Source organism: Polyangiaceae bacterium (genome assembly GCA_016715885.1).
GTDB lineage: Bacteria > Myxococcota_A > Polyangia > Polyangiales > Polyangiaceae > Polyangium.
Map to the genome: position 1 here is coordinate 1 of JADJXL010000001.1, position 26,413 is coordinate 26,413.

A 26,413-nucleotide genomic window follows, 5' to 3' on the forward strand; every position below is an offset into this window, starting at 1 on the left:
CGCAGAGAATGCAACGATCTGGTTCGATGGGCGAGAAGTTGGCACCGGCGCAAGCGTGCCGGTCACACTCAGCCTTGAACGAGGCGCCGACCGCCTCGTTATCGCCCAAGCACCGGGCGGTCGCGTCTGGACCGCGCTTGTGTCGAACCGCGGAGGTTCCTTTTACGGCACATCTCTCGACGGCGATCACCTCACCATCTCCGCGCGCTCGACTGCAGCGGCGTTCGTGCACCTCGTGCCACAGTTTGTCGCAATGGACTCCACGGTGAATGCCGCTGTGGCCGACGGAATCTGGCGAACGCCTGCCATCGACAATATTGCCGCCTGGCTTGGCACCCATTCGTCGACAGGTGCGACGAGCATGGATACGGACTTCATCGCGCTGATCGACGCTGGTGTCGACGCTGCTGGACCAGCGATTGCTGGCGAACTCATGCAAGCTGGCAACGCGGGCGCGTCAACTGGGAGCGCCGGCGAGGCTCTCACCGCACCGACCATGCTGCAGCGATTCGGAACATGGGGTGAGGGCGAGATCGCTGGTCTCTGGGCCGGTAACGTGACAGTCGACTGGAATACAGTGCAAAACGGCACGCGCGCCGAGCTCACCTACAAACTCGGCGGGCCGAATGAGTACCTTCCGGACGCACTACAACTAGATCTCACCAGTCTGGATTATGTGGCTGCCTTCGATAAGATCGATAAGCACGCATTCAATCCAACCGCGGCGGGCGAACCGATCCCGCTCGACCTCGGCAAGGATCGCGCGTGGCCGCTCGATTCGGCGACGGAAGTCGTCGGTATGTTTATGCCGAGGCCAGTTTACGAGCTTGCCAACCCTCTGGGGCTTGCAATTAATGCTCTCGCAGAAGTTGGTATCCCGGCGGTTGGCCCAATCGCCCAAATGCCGACTGTGGCTCTCGATCACTACGGCGCCTACTCCGTGCGGTTCTTCTCCGGCGCAGTCACATCTGAACGACTCGAGTTCATCCGCCAGCATCCGGAACGCCCGGAGCTGACTGCGCGCTGGCAGGTGGCACTCTACGTCAACATGTTGAAAGCAACGCTCAAGGTCGCATCGCTCGTGGTGAAGCTACCAGATAACCAAGCTTTCTTCAGCGACCTAATAACGGGACTCTGGCCTATCTGCATTTCACCCGAGTACGCAATCACCGAACTCGACAAGCCTGGTCGCTTCAATGCGTTCGCAACGGCCTTTACCCGCAAGGCGCTCGAGATCTGCGCAGAGAAACTCGGCAAGGACGCTCTAAACGCCTTGCTGGCGGAGCTCGGTGACGTGGTGCTCGGAAACCCGTCAAAAATAGTGAGCGGACTTGCGACGGTTGGCATTACGACGCAATTGGTATCGCTCCCAGCACTCCATTCGATCGTGCTTACTGCGGGCAACTGGAGCGAATGCGAAAGCGATATGGATTGTACAGCGGACGCGCAATGCGAGCCAGATGCGCAGTGTCATTTCAAGGTTTCGACAATGTGCAACGACGGGACAAAGAACGGTACCGAGACTGACGTGGACTGCGGAGGAGCGTGTTCCCAATGCTCGGATGGAAAGTCGTGTATTGGGAATAGCGACTGCCAGAGCGGCGCATGCTCAAGTGGTTCGTGCACAAACATGACCAATTGCAACGACGGGACAAAGAACGGTACCGAGACTGACGTGGATTGCGGAGGATCGTGTTCCCAATGCTCGGCCGGAAAGTCATGCATTGGGAATAGCGACTGCCAGAGCGGCGCATGCTCAAGTGGTTCGTGCACAAACACGACCAATAGCGGTATGCGGATTGCGGCTGGCAGCAGTCACACGTGCGCATTGCGCCCGGATGGGACCGCCAAGTGCTGGGGCAATAATTATGGCGGGCAACTCGGCGATGGAACATTTGCTGTCAAGAACACTCCTGTGATGGTGAGCGGGCTGTCGGCTGCCATTGCCATCACTGCGGGTGGTGGATATACATGCGCGCTGTTGGCCGATGGGACGGTACAGTGCTGGGGATACAACGTCAGCGGTCAACTTGGAGACGGCACGACTACGTCAAAATCCGCACCTGTTGTAGTTACGGGGCTGTCGGCTGCAATTGCCGTCACTGCGGGTGGTGGACACACATGCGCATTGTTGGCCGATGGGACGGCGCGCTGCTGGGGCAGGAATACATACGGAGAGCTCGGTGACGGAACGACAACAGACAAGCACACTGCCGTGACCGTAAGCGGCCTCGCGAATACCATAGCCTTGTCCGTCGGCGGTCAACATACGTGTGGGCTATTGGCTGATCGCACCGTGCGCTGCTGGGGGCGTAACTTCTGGGGACAGCTCGGCGACGGGACCATGGTGGACAACCACACGCCGGTGCCGGTCAGTGGAATCTCGAACGCCATCGCAGTGTCGGCGGGCGAGTACCACACCTGCGCATTGCTGTCGGATGGTACGGTGCGCTGTTGGGGGGAGAACTCATCGGGGCAACTTGGCGATGGGACGACCGTAGTTAAGAGTCTGCCCGTTCCGGTCAGCGGGCTCTCGAACGCCGTCGCTCTGACCGCCGGCTACTTCCATACGTGTGCGTTGTTGGCTGGTGGGACAGCAAGCTGCTGGGGCAACAACAATTATGGTGAGCTAGCCCAACTTCCGCAGTTGGCCAAGCCCGTCGTCAGAATCGTGCTCACCGAACGCTGATTCCACGGAACAATGTGGGCCAGGCATGTGGCCTGAGTTGTTGTGCGCGAGTGATGCGTCGCCGATTTGGGAAGACCCGTCACTCGGCCCTTCCAAACCATGCGTGTAGTGCCAACCGATGGATTTGCGCGGTTTTACCGGAAGGACCATGATTGCAGCAAGAGATCCCGATGTATCTACGTCGCTCGCTGGTCAAGAAAAACGGAACCACCCACACCTATTGGCGATTGGTTCGGTCCGTTCGTCGCAATGGCAGAGTCGTTCAACAGACGGTCGCGCAGCTCGGGAATCTCGATGCGCAGGAGCGAGCGGCCGCGAAGGAGTTGGGCGCTCGAATGACGGGCGGCGCGAATCAAATGGAGTTATGGGAAGATAATCCCCTTCCGCAAACCTTGAAGATTCGAGCGGATCTTGTTCGCCTCGAACGCAGTCGTGATTTCGGCGATGTGTGGCTCGGATGGACGCTCTGGAAGGCATTGCAACTGGATATGTTGTGCGCGTCGTGCATGCCCGAAGGAAAGAGTCCGTCGCATGGTCCACGATGGCGGCGGTTTTGGTCATTGCACGACTGTGCGAGCCATCCAGCGAATTGCACATCGCCGAGGATTGGTATCGCAAAACGGCGCTCGAAGACATTCTCGATTTACCAGTGGAGCGGGTCAACGATGACCGGCTGTATCGCGCGCTCGACGAGCTTTTGCCGCACAAAGAAGCCATCGAGAAACATTTGCGCAAGCGACTCGGCGAATTGTTCTCGATTGAATACGATCTGCTGTTGTACGATGTGACGAGCACATATTTCGAGGGGCTTGCGGAGAAAAACGAGCTCGCCAAGCGCGGACACAGTCGCGATCACCGCTCGGATTGCAAGCAGGTTTGCATCGCGCTCGTCGTCACGCGTGAAGGACTTCCGCTTGGCTACGAGGTTTTCCCGGGAAACCGTAGCGACATGACGACGGTCAAAGAAATCGTCGAGAGCATGGAACGAAGATTTGGCATCGCGCAACGCGTATGGGTCATGGATCGCGGGATGGGCAGCGAAGCGAATGTGAAATGGCTTGAATCAACGGGCAGACGGTATTTGATTGGCACGCCCAAAGCAGCGATGAAATCTTGGCGTGAGGCGATTTTGGATTCGGCGGGCTGGACGGCAATTCGTGACGGATTGAGTTAAGCTGTGCTCGAAGGGATCCGAGACATTTGTATTGTGCCGGTCCGCAGATCGAGCGAAGAAGGAATCGGCGATGCACGACCGATTTGCGAAACGGATCGAAGATGGTCTCGAACGAATCGAGCGGCGGCTCGAGCGAGCCAAAAAGCCCGTGGATCGAAGCACGCTCGAACGCCAAATGGGGCGGCTTCTCGGCGGCAATGAACGCGCGGCCGGCCGCTATCGAATACAAATCGTTTACGATCCAACCAGGGCCGGAGGATTAAAACTTCAGAAAGCGCTGCAATTCGACTGAATGAATGGGCCCGCGAAAGCGAGGATGTTATGTGCTGCGCACCAACGTAAACAATTGGTCGGCGCAAGAATTATGGCACACGTACATTCAATTGACGCAAGCGGAAGCCGCATTTCGCATTCATAAAAACGACCTCTCGATTCGACCGATATGGCATCAGAAAGCCGAGCGAGTACAGGCGCACATTCTCGTGTGCTTTCTGGCGTATGCATTATGGAAAACGCTGGAACAGTGGCAGAAACGTGCAGGATTGGGCAACAGTCCGCGCACGATTCTCGAGGAGCTTCATCGCATTCAATGCGCGGACGTCATCATCCCCATCGCAGGCGAAGCCGGGCGCGAACTGCGGATTCGTTGCATCGTCCGTCCCGAGCCTGAACAGGCAGCCCTGCTCGACCGCCTCGGGCTACGCCTACCCGAGCGCATCCGGACCCCACGCGTCGCGTAGATTTGTAGTGCCAACTTTGGGCCGTAAGTGCTTGAAATTATTGATCTGCCCTGGCCCAACTGCGGAAGTTGGGCTAGGTGATGGCACAATCGTGAACAAGACCATGCCAGTTGCGCTCAGCGGACTGATGAATATCATTGCTTTGACCGCGGGTGACTTCCACACATGCGCGCTGCTGACTGACGGCACAGCACGTTGTTTGGGATACAATAATGAAGGCGGGCTCGGCGACGGGACGAATGTGGACAAGCATATCCCGGTCCCCGTCCTCAACTTCCCTTGATCCCAGCCTGACGAGTGGCGTCGTGGACATCTGTACACGTGTCAATAGATATACATAGCTAAATTCGTTAGCAAATGAATGTATATCTGTCCACATGCTACTGCTGAGAGAAGTTCCAAGCAGCCCACGGAGGCACACACTAGAGGCCGATGCCCGGACAAGGGCGCGTCATCATCGAGGAGGTATCCCCAGAAGTTGTGGATCGCGTGAGCTGAGGAAAGTGGCGTACCTTTCGAGGTGCAAACCCAAAACCCGCTCTTGCAGGAGCGAGGAAAGGCACGCCGATGATGAAGATACCGAAGGATGGCTCGGATCGCGAGGACTTTATGATGACGCTCGATGGGCTCGCGCGCGAAGGAGCGCGTAGGCTCATCGTGGCGGCGCTCGAGGCCGAGGTGGCGGCTTATGTGGCGCGATTTCGCGATGAACGCGACGAATACGGCCACGCGCTCGTCGTGCGCAATGGCACGGCCGAGCCTAGAAGTGTGACAGTTGGGAGTGGAACGATTACGGTCGAAGCTCCACGAGTCAACGACAAGCGCGTCGTCGAGGGCAAGCGGCAAAAGTTCACGAGCGAAATACTTCCGCCCTATCTACGTCGCTCGAAAAACGTGTCCGACGTGCTCCCCTTGCTTTATTTGCGAGGTTTGTCAACAGGAGATTTCCAGGACGCACTCAGAAGTTTGCTCGGAGAAACTGCATCGGGTTTGTCGTCCAGTGCCATTACGAGGCTCGTGTCCACCTGGTCCGACGAGCGCCAAGCTTGGCAGAAACGCTCGCTCGAAGGCTCTGATTACGTGTACATTTGGGTCGACGGCATTCACTTCAACGTGCGCCTCGAAGACGAGCGCATCGCGACGCTCGTGGTGATCGGCGCCAAAGTCGACGGGACGAAAGAAGTGATTGCGATTGAAGAGGGCTATCGCGAATCGAAAGAAAGCTGGCTGTTTCTCTTGCGAAACCTACGCGACCGAGGTATGAAGGCGCCTGTCGTGGCGGTTGGAGACGGCGCGCTCGGCTTTTGGCCTGCTCTGCGCGAGGTTTTTCCAAGCACACGAGAGCAACGCTGCTGGGTACACAAGATCGTGAATGTGCTCGACAAATTGCCAAAGAGCCTGCAATCTCGGGCCAAGGCGCAGTTGCACGAAGTGGTCAATGCGCCGACGCGCAAGGAAGCCAATGCCGCCATCGATGCTTTTCAATCGACGTATGGTGACAAGTATCCCAAGGCGACGAAATGCCTCGTGGATGGCCGCGACGAGCTGCTGACGTTTTTCGACTTTCCTGCCGCGCATTGGAAGCACTTGCGCACGACGAATCCCATCGAATCGACTTTTGCCACGGTCCGATTGCGGACGAAAGTGACCAAAGGCCCCGGGAGTCGCAATGCGGGTCTGGCCATGGTCTACAAGCTCTTGCTGGCCGCAGAAAAGACATGGCGAAAGCTCAGCAGCCCCGAGCTGGTGGCGCTCGTACGAGCCGGCGTACGCTTCGCCGACGGCGTGCGCGCGGAGCAAAATGAAAGGGCCGCAAACATCAAGCCGATGATCACGAAAGCTCGAAACAAGAAGAGGAATGACTACGCCGAGAAGGCCGCCGCTTGATCAGGAGCGGATCCACAACTTTTGGGGATATCTCTCATCGAGTTGCCAGAGTTGGCTATTCATGTGCTAATCAGAAAGACTGTCGACCCATTGATAAAACGGGACGTCTTCTCCCCTGACAAACACATGAACAGGTTCCAAATAAGTGATGCGACGATCCTTTGATTCAAGAAAGCGCAGCGCCGCCACGGCGACTTTGAGCGCGGTTATCGCCGTGTGACGGTGAATCCGCGTCGGAAACACGTCGAGTCCAAGTCGCTGCGTTTTTCGCGTGTCGCGATTCACGATCCGGTCGAATTTCCTATCGCCATAAGTAGGAAGAAGGTCCGGGTCATCTCGAAATTGCAGCCGGTCTTGATCCCAGACGACAGCCGCGGTCCAGAGGTGGCTATGGGCCACGGCATCGCGCACCACGAAAATCTCTTCAACATCATCACAGAGATCGGCGGCCCCCAGGTCACGCAGCGTCTCAACTGGTGTTCGGCGCTGACTGTTGTCGAGTCGTAAGACATAACGTGCACGCCCGCACGCTCCTTCGATCATGAAGACCACGAGTGATACTATTGCGACTACGAAACCATTTTCCGCAGGTGCGGCTTGCACGTCGTTTGGCGGCCCGCCCCCATGCCGCAGCATGCTCTCGTGAAGCTCGACAATCGGATCGATCAGATTCGAGAAAATCGCGCTAACATAGTTATGAGCGTGTGTGGTCATTGGGCAATTCCTCTACATTGGCATTCGTGCTGCACTCATCCCACAGAGCGCTCAAGGAGACAAGGCCCGCGACGCAGGGCAACCCGTTGCTGGATTTTTCGGGCTCTGGTCTCACGGTTTGCACATTTGCTCGCGCGGCACACACTCATGCAGAAGCCAGAGTCAACCGCGGACATCTGTCCACAACCCACCGCACTCGATCAGCCACGTTCTAGCCCCACATTCGCCCTTGCATGTACATCTGTCCGCATGCTAGCGTCGCGCGCATGTTGACCATCGCGGTGATGAACTTCAAAGGCGGCGTAGGGAAGACCACGCTATCGATCTTGCTCGCAAACGAACTCGCGCAACGAGGGCATCGAGTGCTCCTCTCGGATTGTGACCCTCAGAACAGCGCCATGGCGTGGCAGAGTTGGTCGAAGTCGAACCTGATGGTCGAACGCGTCGAGAAGATTCGTCCGAAAAAAACGGAACGCTCCGACGTCGACATGAACGTCCTCGATTGTCCGCCCCGATATGGTGACCAATGCATCGCGGCGGCGATTGCCTCCGACGTGGCCTTGGTGCCCGTCATGCCCGGCCCGCTCGACTATGCCGCTACGGGGCTGCTCGTCGAGACCTTGCGCGAAGCAAATAAGCGCCGAACATCGCCGCTGCCGGCTCTGCTCGTGGCGAATCGAACGATGCCCCGATCCGTCGTGAGCCGTCTGCTCGTCGAGACGCTCAACAAGCTGGCAACGCAAGTCGATGGCGCCCGCGTCTCGAAGACAGCGCTGCCGCAGCGTACTGCCTACGTCGAGGCGCTCATGGGGGCATGGGCACCGCTTGCGAAAGAAGCGCGGACTCCGATTAAAGCATTGTGCGATGAGGCTTTGGCTTTGGCGGGGCGTAAATGACATGGGCAAGAAAAAAGACCTCTCATTCGAGACATTCGTCCCGGAAAAACCAATACAGACGACTGCGCACGTCGAGCGAGTCGCGGCAAATGTAAAGCGTTTGGTCGTGGATATTTCGCCGGCGATTCACAGGCAGCTCGTCGAGCGGTGCATTCCGTTCGACACGATGAAGGCGTATGTGCTGTTCATCGTCAACAAGCAGCAGCATCGCGCGAAGGTTTCATCGACGCCCATTCCGCCGATGCGCGGCCAAAAACGTGTCATCATCGAACTTCCCGAGGCCGAGGCCGACGCCCTCACCGACAAAGCGAAAAACTTTCAAAGCTTCCGCGAGTTTGTCCTGCGATGCTTGGAAGCCGAAGGGCTCGACATCGAGCCGAAGCGCTCGACATGAAACGTCGCCGCCGGAAGCTGCCAATGCCATCCGACGAGCTCTGCGCGGAGCGCTAGAAACACACCCTGATAATGCTGGACACGTTCGCCTCCCGCCCCTAGACTCGCCCCCTGATGGCTCGCCAAGCAACCGCAATTTCCGCGCTCGCCCCTAGGGCTCAGCGCGTGTTCGCGTTGCTCCTCGTCGTTGCCGTTGCGCTTGCCGTGTTCTTTTCCGGCCGAAGTTACTACTTTTGCGTAGCGTTCCAAAAGGTCGTCGACAAAACCTGCGAGTGCGAAGATTGCCCCGTTCACGGTGAGCACGATGACGGTGGCCCTCGCCTTGGTAAAGAATGCTGCGAAGAACATCAGATCGCTGAACTGCCGCGTGCATCCACGCGCTTCGAGCTTCCGCGTGTTCCTCCCGCACCAGCGTCGTTACTCCCGAACGACGCAGAGTGGACGGCGTTCGTCCCTCTACGCCGACTGAAATTCCCTCCCGCAACTCCTCGTATCGTGGCGCGTCCTGCGCTCATTCGTGCAGGGCCGAGCTCATCGGCCGAACGTTGCATCGCTCTTCAAGTCTTTCACTGCTGATCGGACGCCCTCCAGACGGAGGAAGCTCAGACGATCGTCCTGCGGTGCGCGTGCGCGTATTTCGCGCAGCGCTCGGAGGCATATCCGCAGTTGAAAAAGACACCAAGAAGAGGTTTGTCATCATGCAACGTTCCGTGATTCTTTCGCTTCTCGTCGCCCTCGCCCTCGTCGCTCCCGCGTGCTCCAAAGACAGCGCGTCGACGGCAAAACCCGAGCCTTCTGCGGCACAAGCCGCCAAACAAGACGGCACGCATGCCCCAAGCACGGTAAAACCCGGCTCGCACGAGGATTGGTGCGGCGAGCACGGTGTCCCCGAATCGCAATGCACGCGGTGCAATCCCGAGCTCATTCCCGCATTCAAGGCTACCGGCGATTGGTGCGCCGAGCACGCTGTGCCCGAATCCCAGTGCTTGAAGTGCAACCCGAACCTAAAGATCGTTCGACCTCCCAAGGGCAGCTGAGGTGCGTCGCCATATTGTCGCCGCCCTGGCGCTCCTTTTGGGGCTTGCTGGGTGCGGTCGAGACCCGAAGCAATCGTCCGGGGGCCCGGCGAGCTCTGCCCAGTCGAGCCCTGCAAAGCCGGATAGCGAGGGCAAACTCTGCGAGCATGGAGTGCTCGGAATGGTTTGTCCAAAATGCCACCCGAAGCTTGCGGCCGTCTTTCAGGCCAAAGGCGACTGGTGCTCTGAACACGGCTTTCCGGAGTCGTTTTGTCCCACGTGCCACCCGGAACGCGGCGGACGTCCCGCGGCGGATGTGAGTGGAAACGATGGAGCCAAGACTGGCGCGGAATCCAAGGCCCCCGCAGACGGGACCAAGATCCGGTTCAAAACGAAGGAGACCGCTCGGCTCGCGGGAATTCAGATGGTAAAGACCGAAGCCCGGCAAAATGCTGGCGGTGTCGTCGCCACGGCGCGGATCGCCTACGATGCCACGCGGCTTGCGCATATCAACGCGCGGGCACCGGGCATCGTACGCACCCTGAAAGTCGACATTGGCGCGCAGGTCAAAAAGAAGGACGCGCTTGCGGTCATCGAAAGCGCAGAAGTCAGTGCGGATCGCTCCAAGCTCCAAGCTGCGCAAGCGCGGGTCGCGATCGCGCAAAAGAACCACGAGCGATATGTGGCGCTGCAAAAGTCGGGCTTCAGTTCCGAGAAAGACGTACTCACGGCAGAGCAGGAGCTGGCGGCGGCCAAGGCCGAGTATGCGGCACTTGCTACCGGGCTGTCCATTATCGGCGCTGGCGGTGGCGCGGGCGGATCATACACGCTCACTTCGCCAATCAGCGGCGTCGTGACCCAGCGTGGAGCCACCGTAGGAAAGCTCGTCGGGCTCGAGGAACTGCTTTTCGAGGTCGTGGACACATCGGCCATGTGGGCGGAGCTCGACGTTCCCGAGGCCGAGCTCGCGGGCATCGCGGTGGGGCAGGCCGTGACGCTCGATGTCGATGGATTCGCGGGGCGCACGTTCAGCGGAACCATTACCTACCTGAGCCCGCAGATCGATCTTGCGACGCGCACGGTTCGGGCTCGCGTTCCCCTGGAAAATGCAGATGGTGCACTGCGCAGCAACATGTACGGGCGAGCGCGCATCTCCGTCGGTGCAGCACGCGCGAGCGTCATGGTGCCCGACGCTGCTGTACAGCGAGCAAAAGACGTGCACCTTGTATTCGTTCGGTTGGCGGAGGACGAATATGAGACTCGGCATGTCGAGCTCGGTATTCGCGAGGGCAACCTCGTCGAAATTCGCAAAGGCGTGCGCCCCGGCGAAGACGTCGTAACCACGGGCAGCTTTCTGCTCAAGACCGAGACGTTGAAGGAGAGCATCGGCGCGGGCTGCTGCGACGCCGACTGAATACGATGCTGAGCCGAATCATCGTGTGGTCGCTGAGCCACCGTTTCATCGTCATTCTCGCGACCCTAGCTGTCGCGGTCTTGGGGGCGATCTCTTTTCGCCGCCTGCCCATTGATGCTTTCCCCGACACCACGCCGGTGCAGGTGCAAATCAACACCGTCGCCCCGGCCCTGTCGCCCATTGAAATCGAGCGGCAAATCACGGCCCCTATTGAGCAGGCCATTTCGGGGCTTCCCAAGCTCGACGAAGTGCGCTCGATATCGCGGTTTGGTTTGTCCCAGGTTACCGTGGTTTTCGAGGAGGGAACCGATATTTATCTGGCGCGGCAGGTTGCCATGGAGCGCCTGCAAAGTGTGTCGTTGCCCCCGAACATCGAGCGCCCGACGCTCGGGCCGGTCGCAACGGGACTCGGTGAGGTTTTCCATTACCTCGTTTCGGGTGAAGACAAAAGCCTGAGCGAGCTGCGCACCGCAAACGATTGGATCGTCAAACCGCAGCTCCGTTCGGTGCGCGGCGTGGCCGAAGTAAACGCTTGGGGCGGCGATGAGCGACAAATCCACGTCGTCGTCGATCCCAAGGAGCTGCAGCGGCGTGGTCTTACGCTTTCGCAGCTCGCCGAAGCCATCGAGCAAAACAACGCGAACGTTGGTGGCGGGAGCCTCGATCGAGCCGGCGAAGCGACGCTCGTGCAGGGCATCGCGATTGCCACGCGCCCGAGCGATATCGAAGACATGGTCATCACGGCCCACGCGGGCGTGCCCGTTCGAGTTCGTGACGTCGCAAAGGTCGTCGAGGGGCGGGAGATTCGTCGCGGGGCCGTGACGGCCGATGGCAAGGGCGAGGTTGTCCTTGGTCTGGGCTTCATGCTCATGGGTGAAAACAGCCATGACGTGACGAGTCGCTTGAAAGTGAGGCTCGCCGAAATCAAAAAGAGTTTGCCTCCGGGAATCGAGGTCAACGCAGTTTATGACCGCACCGAGATCGTGGATCTCGTCCTGCGCACTGTGCGGACGAACCTGCTCGAGGGTGGCATTCTGGTCATCGCCATCCTGTTCGTTTTTCTGGGCAACCTTCGCGCTGGGCTCGTAGTCGCGTCGGCCATCCCGCTGTCCATGCTCTTCGCCTCGAATTTCATGCTGCGATTCGGGATCGCGGGCAGCTTGATGAGCCTCGGTGCCATTGATTTCGGCCTCGTCGTCGATAGCTCGGTCATTATGGTGGAAAACGCCACGCGGCGCCTTGCGGAGGACAAGGGCGAGCGACCCGTGAGCGAAGTCGTGCGCGACGCAGCGCTCGAAGTGCGCAAACCGACGATGTTCGGCGAATTGATCATCATGATCGTCTATTTGCCGATTCTTTTCCTCGAAGGTGTCGAAGGAAAGCTTTTTCGGCCCATGGCGCTGACCGTCATTTTCGCGCTCGTCGGTTCGATGATTCTTTCGCTCACGCTGATGCCGGTGCTGGCGAGTTTTATGTTGCCGCGCCGAACCGTGGAGCGGGAGAACTTTGTTGTCCGTTTGCTTTTGCGCGCGTATCGCCCGGCACTTCACTTCGTGCTTCGTCATCGCCGGTTTGTCGTGGCTATCGCCGTGGTCATGCTGGGCGGAGCGGTCGCTCTGTCGACAAGGCTCGGCTCCGAATTCGTCCCGCGGCTTAACGAAGGCGCAATCGTGATCAATACGATTCGGCTCGCGGGCGTCTCGGTGGACGAGTCGACGCGTTATGGCCTGCAAATCGAGAAAACATTGCGCGAGAAGTTTCCCGACGAAATCGCGCGCGTCTGGACACGCACGGGATCGGCGGAAGTGGCCACCGATCCGATGGGTATCGAGCTGTCCGACGTATTCGTCACACTTACACCTCGAGAACGATGGAAGCGTGGCGCAACGCAGGACGAGCTCGTGCGCGCGATGCAGGGAGAGCTCGAAAACCTGCCCGGCATGCGCATGGTCTTTACGCAACCCATTGAAATGCGGGTCAATGAAATGACTGCCGGGGTTCGCTCGGACATTGGGGTCAAACTCTTCGGTGAAGACTTCGATATTCTGAAGGAGAAGGCGCGTGAAATCGAGGCGGTCCTGAAAGCCATTCCAGGCGCTGCCGATATCGTTACGGAGCAAGTCACGGGACAACCGCTGCTTCAGGTCGAGGTCGATCGAGCGGCAATCGCCCGTCACGGGATTCCCGCGCACGAGGTACTGGACGTCGTGGCATCGCTCGGGACACGCGAAGTCGGTCAGATGCAAGAGGGTGAAAAGCGTTTCCCCATTTCGCTGCGCCTCGACGAACGATATCGCACCGATATCGAAGCCGTGGGTCGCATTCTGATTACGGCAGCCAATGGCACGCAAATCCCGCTTTCGAGCGTGGCTCGGCTGCGCGTGGTCGAAAGCCCGTCGTCCATCAATCGAGAGTGGGCCAAGCGGCGGATTGTGGTGCAAGCCAATGTGCGAGGTCGGGATGTAGGCTCGTTCGTGCGGGAGGCAAACGCGCAGATCGACGAGAAAGTCGTGCTGCCCGCGGGCTATTATGTGCGTTATGGGGGTCAATTCGAGCACCTCGAGCGTGCGCAAGAACGGCTGCTCATTGTGGTGCCTGCCGCGCTCGCGCTGATCTTCGCCTTGCTCTACTTCACGTACGGGCGTGTCCTGGATGTGGCGCGCGTATTTACAGGCGTGCCGTTCGCGGCAATTGGTGGAATCGTGGCCCTGTGGATGCGCGGGCTCCCGTTCAGCATTTCGGCAGGCGTGGGGTTTGTTGCGCTTTCGGGCGTTTCGGTGCTTGCCGATATCGTGCTCGTGTCGACGGTGCGCCAGCTCTTGGCCACCGGGATGCCCCTTCGCGATGCGGTCGAGCAGGCCGCAGAGCGCAGGCTTCGTCCGGTCCTCATGACGGCCCTCGTTGCGAGCCTTGGGTTCTTGCCGATGGCAATCAATACCGGCGTCGGTGCCGAAGTGCAGCGCCCCTTGGCAACGGTCGTCATTGGCGGGGTCATCTCGTCGACGCTACTCACGCTGCTGGTCCTACCGGCGCTGTACATTGCGTTTGGCGCGGTGAAACAAGGGGAGGGAAATGCGCGTGAGCAATCGAATGCACCGACCTGATTCCGTGCGCGGTAGAGCTATTGAATCTCGAGGAGTTTCGATCATGAACCGTTTCTATTGGCTTGCGTTCGCCATTACGGCGACTGCATGTTCGTCGTTCGTCGTCGAAGCTCGCGCGGGAGCGGCGTCGTGCGCGCCGATCAACCGCGCCAACCTGGTTCGCTGCGCGCTCGAAGGAAGCCTTGCGGCGAAAGCAGAACGCCAGAGCCTCGAAGCCGCAGAGGCTCGACAAGAGGCTGCACGCCCGGTTTTACCATCAAACCCGGTCCTCGAGGTGTCGGGGGCTCGTCGAGCCGCGGCGGGCCAGGCACCAGTGATCAACTGGTACGCGACGTTGTCCCAAGAAATCGAGATTGCGGGGCAGCGGGATGCAAGGAAACGCGTCGCAGACGCCGAGCGCGAGACGCAAAAAAGGGCCGTGGCAAAGACGGATCGCGATGTCGCGGCGGCAGCATGGCGAGCCTATTTCGAGGCCATTGCGGCTCGGGAAGAAATGCGCCTCGACGAGCAGCTCGAAGCGCTCACTGCAAAAGTGGCGACAGCGACACGCGCAGCGGCAGACAAGGGCCTCGCGCCCGGCGTGGACGCGGACGTGGCGGAGTCGACCCACCTGCGCGTTGCACAGGACCGAATCGCTGCCTCTCGACGGGCCCAGATTGCCAAGTCTGCGCTGATGGCGTCAATGGGGCTCGATCCGCGCGTCGACGTGAGCATCGAGGGCGATCTCGTGCCGTTGTCCAATGTCGAAGCATTCATTCAAAAGCAAGATGCACGCGCTGTCGAGGATCGACCCGAGGTGCAGGCGCTCGAAGCTGCCGGGCGTGCGCACGAGGCGCGAGCGTCGCTTTATCGGCGCTCCCGAGTCCCCAATCCGACGTTTTCGATATTCGTGCAAAACGATGGATTCAATGAGCGCGTGTTTGGCGTGGGACTTTCGCTCCCCATTACGTTACCGCAGCCGGTGGGACGCACGTACGCCGGCGAAATTGCCGAGTCTGAAGCGTTATCTCGGCGCGCGAAGACCGAAGCAGAGCAAGCCCGCCGAGAAATTCGTCTCGATCTTGCCAATGCCCGAGCGTCGTTCGCTGCCACGCGCGCCCAAAGCGAATTGTACACTCCCGAGCGGCTGGGGCGTGCTGATCAAAGCCTGCGCGCCATTGCATCTGAAATTGAAGCAGGCCGCCTCGCCGTTCGTGATGCAATCGTCGTGCAACAAAGTCTCGTGGAACTGCTGCGAGCGGGCCTCGAGACCAGGAAAAACCTTGCCCTGGCGTCTGTCGATCTGGCACTGGCCGCAGGGTATCCGCTTGAACGAGGTGCCCCATGATTCCGAAAGTAATTCGTCTCGGGCACGATATCGCATCGGAGGTAATGCCGTGAAAGCTGACAATGAAGAGCGCACTGGCGTCGTACGACGCGCGCTACGGCTCGAATATCTGACGGTCGGGTGGAACATCGTGGAGGGCGTAATTGCCGTGTCCGCAGCTGTTGCAGCGGGCAGCGTTGCGCTTTTGGGGTTTGGCATCGACAGCTTCGTCGAGAGCACGTCTGGTGGCGTGTTGATATGGCGCTTGAAGGCGGAGCGCTCGGGGATGGACTCCGAGGCCATCGAACGGCTCGACCGTCGAGCGCACAAGCTCGTGGCACTGACGCTCTTCGTACTGGCCGCGTACATCGTAATTGATGCAGGCAAAACGCTATGGCTACGTGAGCGGCCCGAGCCGAGCCCAGTGGGGATCGGACTTACGACGGTGTCTCTAATCGTGATGCTTTGGCTCGCAAGAGCCAAGCGGCGCGCAGCCAAGGCGCTCGGGAGCCGAGCTCTCGAGGCGGATGCGTTTCAGACGACCGCGTGCTGGTGGCTATCGCTCATCGCGCTTGGCGGCATGGCGCTCAATGCTGCTTTCGGCTGGTGGTGGGCGGATCCGGTTGCCGCACTCGGAATGACGGTCTTTCTGATACGTGAAGGCCGAGAGGCATGGGAAGGGGAGGATACATGCCATGGGTGCGACAACGACCAGGATTGAGACTAACGTCTTCAAGCATTCCGAGCATCGAGCTGAACCGGAAATGGCCGGATAGTCAATATCTCGTTAATTACTGATGGTCGTGCATTCTTCGCTTCCACGGCCTCGCATTTGCCGTCTTTGGCGGACTTTCAGGATATCAAGCGAGTACAGCGGTGACATCCGCGGCAGCGTTCGCCTGGCCCGCAGTCTGCACCCGTTCTGCACGGAATCCGACGGCCGTACCCGAGGTGATTCACCGTGAGAAAAAACTGGAGATTCGCAACCATTGGTTTCCTCCTCATTGCAACAGGTGGCGTCGTGGACGCGGTATCCGCAGCGCCGGAAACTCGTGCACCTGCAGCGGAGCCCCGTTTTGCGTTTGGCGGCAGGTTGACACAAATATTCGGTCAAACGCCGGAAGGTCCGATCGTAGGCATCGTGCGTGACATCGTCGTCCCAACGCCTGGGGACCGCGAGCCCATTAACGCCTCTAACCGACCAACTCGCCTCCATCCGGCGCTGCGCGGCCAGATGCTCCGCATCGGCGAAGGGCCCACGGAGGGCAAGGTCGACCGCGAGGTTTTCCCATCGAATTGGTGGCCTCAAGTCAATAATGGTATTGCCGACCGGTGGAACTCCACGAATAAGGATTACCAGGACTGGCGAGGCGACCCTGATAACCTTGCGCCCACCGAAAAGTACGACCTGCTCTTCTACCCAGGCCAGCCGAAGAAGGTTCCGGAGGTACGCAATCAAACCATCGCCGAATCGAACCGCCCCGAGCGAGAGCGTGACGCAGCTCGGGTCCAGCCTGCGCTTACCGTCGTCGGACCCACTACCGCCTGGGAACTCATGAATCATGGAGTCTACCAGCGTGTGTACCCGGAAGCCTGGTTCGGGCACTGTAATGGCTGGTCTTCGTACCTCACGGCCGAAAGTCAGGGCGCTCCGCTCCGCGATGTGCGCGTCCGGCGACAAGGGGATCAGCTCGTCGAGTGCCGCGAGGGAGAGGACGGTTGCATCCTTTTCCGCATGGCCGATATCGAGGCACTCTTATGGGAAATCTACTTCCACGACTCGTCCACCGCGGTAGGCGCGCGGTGCCACAAGAAGTCCGACGATATCGAGCGTGATGAATACGGACGGCCCACCGATCCGGAATGCCGCGATCTCAACCCCGCCACTTTGCATGTGGCGCTCACCGGTCTCGTCGGCAAAGGCGCCTCCCCGCTCACGAACCTTAATGGTTCGTCCGAAAGGCTTCCTTTCATTGTCGACTATACGTGGGACTACGAGGTCTGGACCTTCCCTGTCGTCAAGTACCAAATCGACGAGCTCGAGTATGTCGATCAATCGCGTGCCGCGTCCCTCGTATGTAAAGGCGACGACAGGGCACGACTCGGCTGCAACAACATATTCAATCAGAATGCCGTTCGCTTCGCGCGAGTGAAGACCCGCTTTTGGGTCATGACCTATTCCGCGACTGGCCAAGAACTCCTAACGCCGCCTCTACAGCGCGAGCGACCGTTACGTGAGACGACAATCCATTACATCCTCGAGCTCGACGGTAGAGGCACGATCGTCGGCGGTGAGTGGATCGCATCGCCGACGATGTCGGGCAATGACAGTCGAGAGCTTCATCCCGATTTCCTGTTCATGTCAGTGTCCCCGAACGCTTCTGGCGAGGGCACCGATGACCGCGGCGGAACAAATGACAACCCGTACGTCTCGTCCTCGAACGTCAAGGCGCTTTTACAGCTGGCGCGCACGCGGTAGGGATCTCGATTTCATCGAGTGGGAAGTCCTCATTGCAATCAGAATCGTCGCATCCCAAAACCCGGAACGAACCGCCCCACCTGTTTGCAATATTGTGCATATGGCTCGCCGTGCGTGCGGTATAGGTAGGGCTCTTCGACAACGCGCACTTGCAGCTCGATAGCAACGAAAAGACTGACCAGTGACACGAGCGAGAGAGCATTCGGCACGAGCAGCGTGAACCCTATCGCCGTGACGAGCATGCACGAGAAAATCGGGTTTCGGACGATACGGAACGGTCCATCGATAACGAGATTGGTGCGTTCGGTATCGCGCACGCCGATGCGCCACGACTTGCCCATGGCAACCTGCGAACCGTACGTGGCCAGTGTTCCGATGGCTGCTATCGCCGTTCCGCCCCACGCAACCCAGGCCGGCAATTCAATGATGCTCTTGACGTATCCGGCAAGCTCCAGGATTGGCGCGGATACACCTATGACGAGAGCCAACGCGAAAAGAACGCCGCCAAACCACGATGCTGAGCCGGGTTTCCCGGAAATACCTTGGAAACCAGTCGAACCGGTGGCCCGCACGTGTTGGATGGTGCGGATTCCGAACGCGACGATCATATACACCGCAAAAAGAATAAGCGCGACAACCGCTGGCTTCGGGAATGCCATATCGCTTGACGATGTAGCGGAGTACGAATCACGTGGGAAGGGAGAAGCGTGCTCACACGCTCACGGAGAGCGGCGATGCCTCACGCCCGTCCCATCTCGCTCGCGCCTGTCGAAAAAAATGCCGGCACCCTGTCACGCGAAGGCCCGCTCGTGCCTATCACCAGTCGCCGCGGTTCAGTGCGGCAGAAGGAATAACATGAATACCACGAAGAGTGCTCTCGCCCGCATTGTGACCGTCCTCGCTCTCTTCTCCCTATCCGGGACCACGTTTGCAGATTCGGCTTGCCCCTGCGGCTCCAGTTGCCCCTGCAGCGGTTGCCCCTGCAGCAGCGGCAAGTAGCTCGGGATGGTGGCGCGCCGGAGGGTCGGGAGACACCCTGAGCGATGATGGACCAGGTCGAGCGGGAGCGATTGCACCGGGCGATGGTGCGCCTGGCTGACGGCGATCGCAGCGCGTTCGACCCGGTATTCACCGCGATTTGGCCTGTCCTTCGGCGCTTTGCCTTGCGTGTGATGCAGTCGCCGGCAGATGCCGAGGACGCGGCCCAGGCAGCACTCGAAAAAGTCCTCTATCGTGCGGCGGAGTTCGACCGAGAACGGGACGCACTCGTGTGGGTGCTCGGAATAGCTGCCAATGAGTGCCGTACTTTGCGGCAAAAATCCCGCCGAAGGAAGGAAGAGCCCGGTGGGCTCGACGAGCTCGCGCCCGTCCTCGCAATGGACGGTGACATGTCTCCAGAAGAACGCCTGATTGCCAGGGACCTGGAGGCCGCGGCGCTCGACGTGCTGGGCACGCTTCGGGCGAATGATGTGGAAACTCTGAAACTCGTGCTCGCAGAGAAGCGCGTGGAAAGCGCCACTTTTCGCAAACGCGTGGAGCGGGCGATGTGGCGGTTGCGCGAGGCGTGGAAGGCAAAGCATGGAACGGACTGAGCGCGAAATCAGGGCGCGGGCGCAACGCGTATATGAACTCGGACGGCTCAGGTTCGCCCTCAAGGTGCTGGTTTACGTGGTGCCGATGGTGCTGCTTGCAGCCTGGAGCAATGCGACCCCTACGGCTTGGAACGTGGCGATAGGAGTGGCGCTTGGAGTCCTCACCGTGGGCCTTTTGTGGCGCGGCGAGGCGCATGGTCGCGCAGTGAGCACAGGTCTCGTATCGGGGGCAATCCCATTGCTCGTGCCACTCATCATGCAGGCGACTGGGCATTGCTGCATTGCGGGGGCCTGCTCGACCCTTTGCCTGCCCCTTTGCACCGGGGCCGGGATTGCGGCGGGAATCATGGTTGGGATGCGCGCAGCGTCCGAACGGCAGGCGCCGGGGCGCTTCGCGCTATCGGCGATTGGGGTGGCGGCACTGACTGGGGCGCTCGGATGCACAGGAATGGGGCTAGCGGCGGTGGCCGGAATGGTCGCGGCGCTCGCTCTGGTTTCGGCTCCGATAGCGGTGGTGGGAATGCGGTTGCGTCGTCCGTAGTCTGAAACGCCACCTGGTCGTTCCGGGGGTCCGATGGTGTCGACACACCAAGACGTCCGTCACTTCGACAAATGCCGCAACTCGATAATGTGCTCGCGGTGTTTGGAGAAGTGGCCGGCGCAGGTTTCACAACAGAAGTAGACCGGCCTGCCGCCGACATCCCGGCGCGGGCTCGATTCGCTGATCTCGAAGGCAACCCCACTCACGGGACAATAGGTGCGCTGTCCGATTGCAGCGTCCGGTTGCGGGATGACGTCAGCCGACCGGCCGACCATGCGCAATCCTCAGCCCCCCTCGCAGCCTTTGAATGCCTTGTCGACCGGCTCCCAAAGGTCTGGTTGAGCCTTTGATTCAACTGAGGTGTTCTCATTCTGTTGAGCCTCACCCGCATGCTCCTTCCGAGCACATGCCGATGAGGCAAGCACACCGATCACGAGTGACGAGAGCAATATCTGTTTTAGATTCATGCCGAATCTTCCTCGTTTGCTGCGGGGTTAGAGGCTGCGGTGTGTGGCTCGCAGATGCAAGCACTACATGCGGATTGGGGCGAGTTCGTAACTATTTGCGCGGGGTCGCCACGTAGCGCCGCCACAATCGAGTGGACAGGCGGAACGCCCTCGAGGCAACCATCCACGGCATAGAGGCGGCACTGCATGCCGAAGTCTCGCACTTCCGCCCATGGCTCGATGTCGACCCCGTCGACGCGCACGGAGGGCGAACCGATGAACCGCAATCGGGTGGCTTCCTCCTCGCTTGCTACAAGCACGATAGCGATCTCCGCTAGCACGCCCGCGGCAGCGACGGCGGCACGTGCTCGCTCCACAGTGGCGTGGATGTTTGGGCATCCGTCGAACACCAGCACTTCGATCCGCTTCACGGGTTCTCTGCTTCGCTCCGTTGGAGTCACTTCGCTTTGGTTTTTAGCATGCGCGCGGGTTCCTTTGGGCAACTATCGGGGGGCTTCAGGAGATGGACCAAGCGCGTTCGTACGCTTCGTTGTGGACATCTGTACACGCAACGAGGCATCTGATTACTAAGATTCTGGCTACGCACTCGCACTTGCATGTACATCTGTCCGCATGCTGGTGTCCCAAACACCGTCTTCCGCGGCCCCGGCGGACACAGGGCGGCATCTTTGTCTGGCAGAGGCTTCCGTCCTGCATTGGGACGCAGCTCGAGCACGCCGCGTTCGTCGAGTTCCCAAAGGAGCGTGTGCACGCGCTCGAGCGGCACCAGATGTTCAACCGCACGCACGACGGCGGGCGCGTACATCAGCCCGATGCGCCCATCGAGAATGGCTTCCGGATTCGGCTTCTTTTGGTCGAGCCACGACCCCGTTGTGGACATCTGTACACGCATCGAGGCATCTGATTACTAACATTTTGGCTACGCACTCGCACTTGCATGTACATCTGTCCGCATATGGGTGTCCCACACGAGACTCTTCTGGTGTCCCTTAGTAGGTGTGGCGCCGGGCATGGCCGGAGCCTCTGCTTACAAGCAGCACCACGTCACCGCTTCGGCGTCGTCCTTCTCGACCGTCCCGATGGCCAGTCCCCCCGTGGGCTCGCACTTGCCAGGCACGTAGGTCAGGTCGACGAGCTCCTTGCTGCCTACGGCGACGCCGGCCGCGACGTTTGAGCATCCGTACGTCTCGGAGTACAGCGTTGCCATGTTAATTAGCTTCGTGCACTGATCGTCCTCGTATACGCTGAACGTCCCGTAGCATATACCGCCCGACGCCTTACAGCCGCATTCCGTGCATTGACGCGTATCTTTGTAGCCCGTGTCGGAATACGCAATGACCTGGTCCTTATATTTCGATCCGCTCGGGCATTCGTGAATGCCTTTGTCTCGATGGCGCACGCAACGACGCCAGCCTTTTGGCAAAACCGCGAATCGTTGCGAATCGTGGTCCGGACAAGCCAGGTCAATAGGTGTCGCATTGCAGGAGAGCACGTGTGTGCTCCATGTGGGCAAATCGGAATGTGCGTTTGCTGTTGGTGCGCTCAAGGAAGCTGCATCGGCACGCGCCTTTGGAACAGGCACTGGAATGGGCTCGCATTTCTCGACCGGGTCGAGAAGCGACGACGAGTAAATCGATTGCGCGCACGGAATCCCGCTGCCAACGGGACACTCGGCGCCTGCTGGCATCGCGTTTACGTTCGTGCACGAACCATCCCAGTGTTCGGGGGCTGAGAAGTCAGTTGTATACGTTTCCAGGGCCTCGCAGTAGTCCGCGCGAATCAAAATGTTGTTTGGCCGAGGCGAACATGGAGCCGTCGATCGGCCCGCAGATGCATGCAGGACACCCCGGATCGGGAACGTCGAGGTCCTTGTACTCACGGCCTCCAAATGCGCCGATTTCGGGGGTGCAGCCGGGGTCCTGTTCTTTTGGCCCAACCCAAAGCGGTTGCGGAGGGTCGAAATCGTTTGGCGCGTTCGGAACACATACGCTTTCAACCGATTCGTCGGATTGTGGCTCCCCTGACGGCCACATCGGCGGCGAGCACCCAGCCCCGTCGATGCCGGCGTCCTTCATGTACGCCATCCATCGTCGCCCCTCCTCGCAATCTTCGTCGTCCCAGGACGGATCCCTTGGATCCGTTGGACAGCAACCTTCGACAGCTCCAGTCCACTGTTCGCCCGTGCAACCATCGGCGAGGGCAACGAACCCAAACGAGGTCACAACGAAAATGGGGATGAGTTTCTTGTCCATCGAGTTTGACCGAGTAACAGACAAACCTTTACCAGGTCAAGAAGGCTGTTGCGCCAAACCCTCCAAACACCGGCAAACCCTCCCACCTGCCCAGCCCGTTCCTGACGAAAGAATAGCCTTTCGAGTGCACGATCCCCTCTGCCCAGAGTTGCAACTGAACGGGCTTCCGTAGGACAAATTCTGCGCCCCCCCGAATCCCTCCACCGAACCTCGTTTGCGGAGTGAACCCCTTGGACAAACTACTCAGTCCATCAACTTGGACCAGCCCGCACCCAAACAAAAACGTGTGATGCGCGCATGGGCGAAGCCCTGCTGCCCACGTCATGAACTGCATATCGGGCGCACGTTCTAGTGTTCCCATAGCCCACGCAACGCGTGCATCCCCGTTGATCGAGAAAGACCCGCGGCGAAAGCCACCACTGATTTGAGGTCCAACGGCTACGCCGGGCGTGGCCTCTAGCACGAGCACTCCCCCTGCGCCAAGATGAAAATGCGTATATGAGTCGGACAAACGATTTGTGGGTTTGTCAACCTGAACGGGTGGTGGGGGAGGCGGGGGCGGCGTGGGCGGGGGCGGGGGTGGTGGCAGAGGCTTCAATTCGAGCCTGACCTTGAATTCGCCCCCAGCAGGGATGTCGATTGTCTCAGTAGCGTCCTCGAACCCGCTCAGTTTGGCTTGGAACGTATGCGAACCCGACGTCACGAAAACATGAAATGAGTTTTGGCCCGAGTCGGGCTGCTGCTTCCCGTCGATGAATATCTCCGCGTTCTGCTCGGACACGAATACCTCGACGAAACAGACTTTGGGGCGCACGCGCTTGAACGCATCGTGAAACTGCCGCATGAGGTCTGGCGATGCATGTGCCTTGGTAATCGCACTCAGCAAATACGCAGCAGCCACGTTAGGTTCGCCAATCTCCAAGATAACGAGGCCCAACCGGCCCTCGACCGCAGGGTCACTGCGAATGGCAAGCGCTTGGTTGTATGCTTTGAGCGCGTCCGAAATTCGATGTGCCAGCCGCGCCCTGTCCCCGGCAGTAACCAGTTCTGCAAATGTCTGGGCGTCTTGCGCGGCGGCTTTGTTGGGCACAGACACGGAAACGAGAAGAACGAACAATGCGGGAACAGTGCGCATCATGGCCATGTTACCGGGTCCTGCCTCATGGCAGGCTTACCGGCGAAGGGGGGTGGCGTCGAATTACGTCCTCGTACTCACGTCGCGTTTCTTCATCCATCTCAGGTGGCTTTTCGGCGTTTGGCGGCGGCTCTTCCTCCTCCCGCAGATTTGGTTCTGTGACGGGTGTCTGCGCGCCTTCCTGGGGTGCGCTGCATCCGGCAAACACGACGAACACGATGCAAATCAGGGTCTTGTCCATGGCGGCAAGTTAGCGTTCTTGACGTTTCTTGGCCAACTGGCCGAAGACCAGTCGTCGCAATTTGCCGGCAGCTTTGTGGGCATCGCCGCCCTCGATGGAGCGCACCTGCTCGATGACTGCGGAGAGGGGGTCTTCGTTGGGGAACATGGCCAAAACGAACGGGGGGACGCCAAGAGCGCGCGCCGTGGCCACGACGGTGCCAACGTTGATCAAGACGAGGCCCCGTTCGACGCTGGACATGTGTCCTTTGGACAAACCGGCCGAAGCTGCGAGCGTTGCGATAGACATGCCGCGTTCCATGCGCAATTCACGAATTCTGGCCCCCAGTTTGGCGGCAATGGGGTCGGGAATCGAACGACGAGGCATGATGGCGAAGGCCCCTCAATTCTCGACGAGTGGGCGCACTTTATTCCTTATTTTGGCAATGCAGTCAGGGTCCTTGCGCATCATTTCGATGATGTGCCCCATATCGTCGTTTTCGGTGTCGTGATTCAATAAGTCGAGCGGGGCGACTCCAAGTGCCTTGGCGATGGCCCGTTCTCGCCCACGAGCAGCGTGAACTGCGGGTGAAGGCCGAGCTCCAGCTCCGCGAACTTCTTGAAGTTCTTGACTTCCAGCGTGTGAATCTTCATGGCACTTCCCGGAGCGGGTTGATCGCTACCACGGGGGGCCAGGCGATCCAAGAAATCTGTCGTGCGGGTTCGCCTTCGATCGTGGCCCGACCGAAGACGAGGTATACGAGGTTGCCGCGAGGACGGCGAACAAGGTGAAGGTGATTTGGGATTTGTCGTGCAGTCCCGACGTCACGATTGGCCGCCCATTGCTGGATGACGAACCAAACGAACTACCCGTATCGAACGAAGTGCGCCAAGCATTGGGAGAAATCCTCACGCCCAGGCTTTTTTCCGCGCGTGTTTTCTGCCATCCGCGCACCCTCATTTGCACGATTAGCCCCCCGTTCCACCTCCGCCCGCCGGCGCCTCGCCCTTCTTCGGACGACGCTTGTACAATGCCGATAGCTCGAACGCCGTCGCCATCGCCGGCTCCGATGCCTCGCGCGCCGCAGCCTCGGCAGCCTCCCGCGCCATGCGCACCAAACCCACGATGATCCCGTCGATCAAATCGAGCGTCTCCGTCTCCACGGGCGTCCCCCGCGGCTCCGCTTTCGCTTTGGCAGCGTCTCGCAATGCCTGCGCGTCCGCTGCAAGGTCCGTCACGACCTTCGGCCCACCGCGGTCCTTTGCGGCGTCCGCAATGGCCTGCTCTTTCATCACGGCCTGCAATGCATCGAGCTGCTTGGCGAGCCCCTCGGCATCCTCGGCCACGACCGAATCGCGCTCCAGAAGCGCCTCGATTTTGAACTGCCGCAATGTTTCCCAATGCCAAGAGCGCTCGCTTTGCTCCACCCAGCACCGCACGAGCTCGCAATCGAGTGCCCTGTCCATCGCGCATCGCCGCCGAATATGCCGCAGTATCGATTTTCTTGCTCGTCCGCTTTGCTTCGCGCCCCACACCCGCCGCGATCAATCCATCCCGCGCGTCCTGCAATTCGGCGGCATCGGCCGGGCCAAAACCATAATCGCCAAGCTTTGCACCAAAAACCGCATACGCATTCAACGTTTGGTTCGCCTGCGCCAGCGTGTCATCCGAGCCGAATCGTTCACCAACCTTGATGAACGCCGCGCGCGCCTCGGGTGCGAGCGCCGTCAAGTCGAGTGCCATGTATACACCTCCTGCGAAGTGGGGAGTTTACTTAAGCTAGAACACGTGTGTCGAGGAAAAAATCGTACGGGCTTGAACGAAGGACGCATGCTCCTGCCGGTTGCGCGCCCGAGGTTGACCAAAGACCGCGTGAGGTTGACGATGGGGCGTGTGGGGTTGATGAAGGGCCGCGTGAGACCTGATGCGGCGTCGCGTGGGACTTTGTCGAGGACCACATGGACCTGACGCGGATGCGCCCGAGGTTGAGCCGGCGCCGCGTGGGATTTTGTCAAGATGCGCGTGGAACTGACGAGGGAGCGCACGGGGTTGAAGCGGCGTCGCGTGGGATTTTGACAAGGTGCGCGTGGACCTGACGCGGATGCGCACGAGGTTGAAGCGGCGTCGCGTGGGGTTTTGTTGAGGACCGCACGGAGCTGACGAGGGAGCGCACGGGGTTGACCGAGGAGCGTTTGGACCTGCGCCAAAAGTGGTTGGCACCTGGGTTGGGACTGGCAATTGTCCTACGACTGGGACGAGCGGCCCGACGTGGCTGAGGGCGCATCATTTTGGAGTTTGGGTTGGTCGCGGGTCGACGCAAGGCTTCAGTTGGCGGCGGGGTGGCGGCCGCCAGGTCCCGCCATGGCGGCCGCCAGGTAGCGCTATGTAAAACCA

General features: G+C 59.8%; 27 protein-coding genes and 1 pseudogene. 16 read left to right on the plus strand and 12 right to left on the minus strand.

Annotated features, from left to right (window positions below):
* The 5 genes and pseudogenes from IPM54_00005 to IPM54_00025 all read left to right on the plus strand — a co-directional run.
* The coding region (locus IPM54_00005) for a hypothetical protein (GenBank protein MBK9258202.1) at nt 1–2,689 on the plus strand (2,689 nt) is incomplete at its 5' end.
* A 502-nt stretch (nt 2,690–3,191) separates the two neighbouring features.
* The gene (locus IPM54_00010; GenBank protein ID MBK9258203.1) at nt 3,192–3,863 is read left to right on the plus strand and encodes an IS1634 family transposase; all 672 of its coding nucleotides are present in this window, start codon (nt 3,192–3,194) and stop codon (nt 3,861–3,863) included.
* Nucleotides 3,864–3,933: 70 nt separating this feature from the next.
* Nucleotides 3,934–4,155: a hypothetical protein gene (locus IPM54_00015; protein ID MBK9258204.1), complete on the plus strand. Its 222-nt coding sequence runs from the start codon at nt 3,934–3,936 to the stop codon at nt 4,153–4,155.
* Nucleotides 4,156–4,361: 206 nt separating this feature from the next.
* Nucleotides 4,362–4,886 carry a hypothetical protein gene (locus IPM54_00020; GenBank protein ID MBK9258205.1) on the plus strand — a complete coding sequence of 175 codons (525 nt, stop codon included), beginning with the start codon at nt 4,362–4,364 and terminating at the stop codon, nt 4,884–4,886.
* Nucleotides 4,887–5,212: 326 nt separating this feature from the next.
* Nucleotides 5,213–6,418: pseudogene (locus IPM54_00025) on the plus strand (IS256 family transposase).
* A 138-nt stretch (nt 6,419–6,556) separates the two neighbouring features.
* Here the strand turns inward: IPM54_00025 and IPM54_00030 are convergent.
* Nucleotides 6,557–7,204: a hypothetical protein gene (locus tag IPM54_00030; protein ID MBK9258206.1), complete on the minus strand. Its 648-nt coding sequence runs from the start codon at nt 7,202–7,204 to the stop codon at nt 6,557–6,559.
* A 266-nt stretch (nt 7,205–7,470) separates the two neighbouring features.
* On the opposite strand from IPM54_00030, the gene IPM54_00035 reads away from it, so the two are divergent.
* The 9 genes from IPM54_00035 (at nt 7,471) to IPM54_00075 (ending at nt 17,812) form a co-directional block, all read left to right on the plus strand.
* A complete protein-coding gene (locus IPM54_00035) occupies nt 7,471–8,100 on the plus strand; it encodes a ParA family protein (protein ID MBK9258207.1) in 630 nt (209 codons plus the stop codon).
* 1 nt (nt 8,101) lies between these two features.
* The gene (locus IPM54_00040; protein MBK9258208.1) at nt 8,102–8,494 is read left to right on the plus strand and encodes a hypothetical protein; all 393 of its coding nucleotides are present in this window, start codon (nt 8,102–8,104) and stop codon (nt 8,492–8,494) included.
* A gap of 164 nt (nt 8,495–8,658) precedes the next feature.
* Complete coding sequence (locus IPM54_00045; GenBank protein ID MBK9258209.1) at nt 8,659–9,069, plus strand: hypothetical protein; 411 nt, start codon at nt 8,659–8,661, stop codon at nt 9,067–9,069.
* 122 nt (nt 9,070–9,191) lie between these two features.
* Nucleotides 9,192–9,530: a hypothetical protein gene (locus IPM54_00050; GenBank protein MBK9258210.1), complete on the plus strand. Its 339-nt coding sequence runs from the start codon at nt 9,192–9,194 to the stop codon at nt 9,528–9,530.
* A 1-nt stretch (nt 9,531) separates the two neighbouring features.
* Nucleotides 9,532–10,923 carry an efflux RND transporter periplasmic adaptor subunit gene (locus IPM54_00055; protein MBK9258211.1) on the plus strand — a complete coding sequence of 464 codons (1,392 nt, stop codon included), beginning with the start codon at nt 9,532–9,534 and terminating at the stop codon, nt 10,921–10,923.
* Nucleotides 10,924–10,928: 5 nt separating this feature from the next.
* Entirely contained in the window at nt 10,929–14,027 is a 3,099-nt protein-coding gene (locus IPM54_00060) for an efflux RND transporter permease subunit (GenBank protein MBK9258212.1), read from the plus strand.
* A 43-nt stretch (nt 14,028–14,070) separates the two neighbouring features.
* On the plus strand, nt 14,071–15,354 hold the full coding sequence (locus tag IPM54_00065) for a TolC family protein (protein MBK9258213.1): 1,284 nt from the start codon (nt 14,071–14,073) through the stop codon (nt 15,352–15,354).
* Between the two features lie 49 nt (nt 15,355–15,403).
* Nucleotides 15,404–16,054: a cation transporter gene (locus IPM54_00070; protein ID MBK9258214.1), complete on the plus strand. Its 651-nt coding sequence runs from the start codon at nt 15,404–15,406 to the stop codon at nt 16,052–16,054.
* A 420-nt stretch (nt 16,055–16,474) separates the two neighbouring features.
* The gene (locus tag IPM54_00075) at nt 16,475–17,812 is read left to right on the plus strand and encodes a hypothetical protein (protein ID MBK9258215.1); all 1,338 of its coding nucleotides are present in this window, start codon (nt 16,475–16,477) and stop codon (nt 17,810–17,812) included.
* A gap of 38 nt (nt 17,813–17,850) precedes the next feature.
* Here IPM54_00075 and IPM54_00080 read toward each other — a convergent pair whose 3' ends face one another.
* Entirely contained in the window at nt 17,851–18,471 is a 621-nt protein-coding gene (locus IPM54_00080; protein MBK9258216.1) for an isoprenylcysteine carboxylmethyltransferase family protein, read from the minus strand.
* A 387-nt stretch (nt 18,472–18,858) separates the two neighbouring features.
* Between IPM54_00080 and IPM54_00085 the strand changes: the two genes are divergently transcribed.
* Together IPM54_00085 and IPM54_00090 are read left to right on the plus strand one after the other, a co-directional pair.
* Nucleotides 18,859–19,404 (plus strand): sigma-70 family RNA polymerase sigma factor, encoded by a 546-nt coding sequence (locus tag IPM54_00085; GenBank protein MBK9258217.1) that lies wholly within the window; start codon nt 18,859–18,861, stop codon nt 19,402–19,404.
* Nucleotides 19,391–19,945, plus strand: a complete 555-nt coding sequence (locus IPM54_00090; GenBank protein MBK9258218.1) for a hypothetical protein — start codon at nt 19,391–19,393, stop codon at nt 19,943–19,945. The genes IPM54_00085 and IPM54_00090 overlap by 14 nt, the downstream gene beginning before the upstream one ends.
* A 59-nt stretch (nt 19,946–20,004) precedes the next feature.
* Here IPM54_00090 and IPM54_00095 read toward each other — a convergent pair whose 3' ends face one another.
* The 10 genes from IPM54_00095 to IPM54_00140 form a co-directional block, all read right to left on the minus strand.
* The gene (locus IPM54_00095) at nt 20,005–20,220 is read right to left on the minus strand and encodes a hypothetical protein (protein MBK9258219.1); all 216 of its coding nucleotides are present in this window, start codon (nt 20,218–20,220) and stop codon (nt 20,005–20,007) included.
* A gap of 188 nt (nt 20,221–20,408) precedes the next feature.
* Entirely contained in the window at nt 20,409–20,822 is a 414-nt protein-coding gene (locus tag IPM54_00100) for a hypothetical protein (GenBank protein MBK9258220.1), read from the minus strand.
* Between the two features lie 26 nt (nt 20,823–20,848).
* Entirely contained in the window at nt 20,849–21,292 is a 444-nt protein-coding gene (locus tag IPM54_00105; GenBank protein ID MBK9258221.1) for a hypothetical protein, read from the minus strand.
* A 147-nt stretch (nt 21,293–21,439) separates the two neighbouring features.
* Entirely contained in the window at nt 21,440–21,811 is a 372-nt protein-coding gene (locus tag IPM54_00110) for a hypothetical protein (GenBank protein MBK9258222.1), read from the minus strand.
* Between the two features lie 337 nt (nt 21,812–22,148).
* Complete coding sequence (locus IPM54_00115; GenBank protein ID MBK9258223.1) at nt 22,149–22,664, minus strand: hypothetical protein; 516 nt, start codon at nt 22,662–22,664, stop codon at nt 22,149–22,151.
* A 28-nt stretch (nt 22,665–22,692) separates the two neighbouring features.
* Nucleotides 22,693–23,802, minus strand: a complete 1,110-nt coding sequence (locus IPM54_00120; protein ID MBK9258224.1) for a hypothetical protein — start codon at nt 23,800–23,802, stop codon at nt 22,693–22,695.
* Between the two features lie 22 nt (nt 23,803–23,824).
* Nucleotides 23,825–24,040 carry a hypothetical protein gene (locus IPM54_00125; GenBank protein MBK9258225.1) on the minus strand — a complete coding sequence of 72 codons (216 nt, stop codon included), beginning with the start codon at nt 24,038–24,040 and terminating at the stop codon, nt 23,825–23,827.
* A 9-nt stretch (nt 24,041–24,049) separates the two neighbouring features.
* Nucleotides 24,050–24,406 (minus strand): helix-turn-helix transcriptional regulator, encoded by a 357-nt coding sequence (locus IPM54_00130; GenBank protein ID MBK9258226.1) that lies wholly within the window; start codon nt 24,404–24,406, stop codon nt 24,050–24,052.
* 125 nt (nt 24,407–24,531) lie between these two features.
* Entirely contained in the window at nt 24,532–24,672 is a 141-nt protein-coding gene (locus IPM54_00135; GenBank protein MBK9258227.1) for a hypothetical protein, read from the minus strand.
* Nucleotides 24,673–24,987: 315 nt separating this feature from the next.
* The gene (locus tag IPM54_00140; GenBank protein MBK9258228.1) at nt 24,988–25,485 is read right to left on the minus strand and encodes a hypothetical protein; all 498 of its coding nucleotides are present in this window, start codon (nt 25,483–25,485) and stop codon (nt 24,988–24,990) included.
* Nucleotides 25,486–26,413 lie beyond the last annotated feature (928 nt).

Excerpts from the sequence above, each read along its gene's own strand:
- IPM54_00015 (MBK9258204.1), top strand. The coding sequence starts at position 3,934 with ATGCACGACCGATTTGCGAAACGGATCGAAGATGGTCTCGAACGAATC.
- IPM54_00020 (MBK9258205.1), top strand. The coding sequence starts at position 4,362 with ATGCATTATGGAAAACGCTGGAACAGTGGCAGAAACGTGCAGGATTGG.
- IPM54_00030 (MBK9258206.1), bottom strand. The coding sequence starts at position 7,204 with ATGACCACACACGCTCATAACTATGTTAGCGCGATTTTCTCGAATCTG.
- IPM54_00035 (MBK9258207.1), top strand. The coding sequence starts at position 7,471 with ATGTTGACCATCGCGGTGATGAACTTCAAAGGCGGCGTAGGGAAGACC.
- IPM54_00040 (MBK9258208.1), top strand. The coding sequence starts at position 8,102 with ATGGGCAAGAAAAAAGACCTCTCATTCGAGACATTCGTCCCGGAAAAA.
- IPM54_00050 (MBK9258210.1), top strand. The coding sequence starts at position 9,192 with ATGCAACGTTCCGTGATTCTTTCGCTTCTCGTCGCCCTCGCCCTCGTC.
- IPM54_00060 (MBK9258212.1), top strand. The coding sequence starts at position 10,929 with ATGCTGAGCCGAATCATCGTGTGGTCGCTGAGCCACCGTTTCATCGTC.
- IPM54_00065 (MBK9258213.1), top strand. The coding sequence starts at position 14,071 with ATGAACCGTTTCTATTGGCTTGCGTTCGCCATTACGGCGACTGCATGT.
- IPM54_00080 (MBK9258216.1), bottom strand. The coding sequence starts at position 18,471 with ATGGCATTCCCGAAGCCAGCGGTTGTCGCGCTTATTCTTTTTGCGGTG.
- IPM54_00085 (MBK9258217.1), top strand. The coding sequence starts at position 18,859 with ATGGACCAGGTCGAGCGGGAGCGATTGCACCGGGCGATGGTGCGCCTG.
- IPM54_00090 (MBK9258218.1), top strand. The coding sequence starts at position 19,391 with ATGGAACGGACTGAGCGCGAAATCAGGGCGCGGGCGCAACGCGTATAT.
- IPM54_00095 (MBK9258219.1), bottom strand. The coding sequence starts at position 20,220 with ATGGTCGGCCGGTCGGCTGACGTCATCCCGCAACCGGACGCTGCAATC.
- IPM54_00105 (MBK9258221.1), bottom strand. The coding sequence starts at position 21,292 with ATGTCCACAACGGGGTCGTGGCTCGACCAAAAGAAGCCGAATCCGGAA.
- IPM54_00115 (MBK9258223.1), bottom strand. The coding sequence starts at position 22,664 with ATGGACAAGAAACTCATCCCCATTTTCGTTGTGACCTCGTTTGGGTTC.
- IPM54_00120 (MBK9258224.1), bottom strand. The coding sequence starts at position 23,802 with ATGATGCGCACTGTTCCCGCATTGTTCGTTCTTCTCGTTTCCGTGTCT.
- IPM54_00125 (MBK9258225.1), bottom strand. The coding sequence starts at position 24,040 with ATGGACAAGACCCTGATTTGCATCGTGTTCGTCGTGTTTGCCGGATGC.
- IPM54_00130 (MBK9258226.1), bottom strand. The coding sequence starts at position 24,406 with ATGCCTCGTCGTTCGATTCCCGACCCCATTGCCGCCAAACTGGGGGCC.
- IPM54_00135 (MBK9258227.1), bottom strand. The coding sequence starts at position 24,672 with ATGAAGATTCACACGCTGGAAGTCAAGAACTTCAAGAAGTTCGCGGAG.
- IPM54_00140 (MBK9258228.1), bottom strand. The coding sequence starts at position 25,485 with ATGGACAGGGCACTCGATTGCGAGCTCGTGCGGTGCTGGGTGGAGCAA.